Raw genomic sequence first — 930 nt, forward strand, 5'->3', positions numbered from 1 at the left:
GCCGCGTGGCGAGTGTCTCGGCGACAGCGGCGTCCGACCCGAAAACGCTGGCCGAACGCGCTGTTTCCATGGCGAGAGTCTCGCCTGAGGATCCCTATCAGGGGTTGGCCGACCCGGCATTGCTGGCCAAACAGACACGCGATCTCGATCTGTTCGACGCCACCGAGGTGTCCGCCGACCAGTTGAAGGAAGCCGCATTGGCGGCGGAGGCGGCAGCGCTTGGCGTCAAGGGCGTGACCAATTCGGCCGGCGCCAGCGCCGGTGCCGGCCTCGGCGGCCTGGTGCTGGCCACCTCGCACGGCTTCCTCGGCCACTATGTCGGCTCGCGGTTCTCGCGCTCGGCCAGCGTCATCGCCGGCGAGGGCACCGGCATGGAGCGCGACTATGAATTCTCATCGCGCCAGCACTTTGCCGATCTCGATGCGCCCGAGGACATCGGCCGCAAGGCCGGAGAACGCGCGGTGCGCCGCATCGGCGCGCGCAAGGCAGCGACCGGGCCGGTCGACGTGGTGTTGGACCCACGCGTCGCGCGCGGCATCGCCGGCCATCTGGCCGGCGCCATCAACGGCGCCTCGGTCGCGCGCAAGACCTCGTTCCTGCGTGACATGATGGGCAAGCAGGTGGCCGCCTCCGCCATCACCGTCACCGACGAGCCGCTCCGGTTGCGTGGCCAGGCCTCACGGCCGTTCGACGGCGAAGGCGTCGAAGGCGAAAAGCTGTTGATGGTCGAGAAGGGCGTGCTCAACCATTGGTTCCTGTCGACCTCGGCCGCAAGGGAACTGGGCCTCGTCACCAACGGCCGCGGCGCCCGCGGCGGCTCTTCCGTGACGCCATCCTCCACCAATCTCGCCATCGAGCCGGGCGAGCGATCGCCGGAAGAGCTGATCAGATCGCTCAAGACCGGCTTCTATGTCACCGAGGTGTTCGGCC

Annotated in this window: 1 protein-coding gene; it reads left to right on the forward strand. The window is 68.7% G+C overall.

Translation table 11 applies throughout. The features are described from left to right. Nucleotides 1–930, forward strand: a 930-nt coding sequence (locus tag EN984_RS36100) for a TldD/PmbA family protein (protein WP_164765991.1), incomplete at both ends; no start/stop codon positions are given.

Origin of the sequence: Mesorhizobium sp. M7A.F.Ca.CA.004.12.1.1 (assembly GCF_003997835.1) — a bacterium.
Classification (GTDB): Bacteria; Pseudomonadota; Alphaproteobacteria; order Rhizobiales; family Rhizobiaceae; genus Mesorhizobium.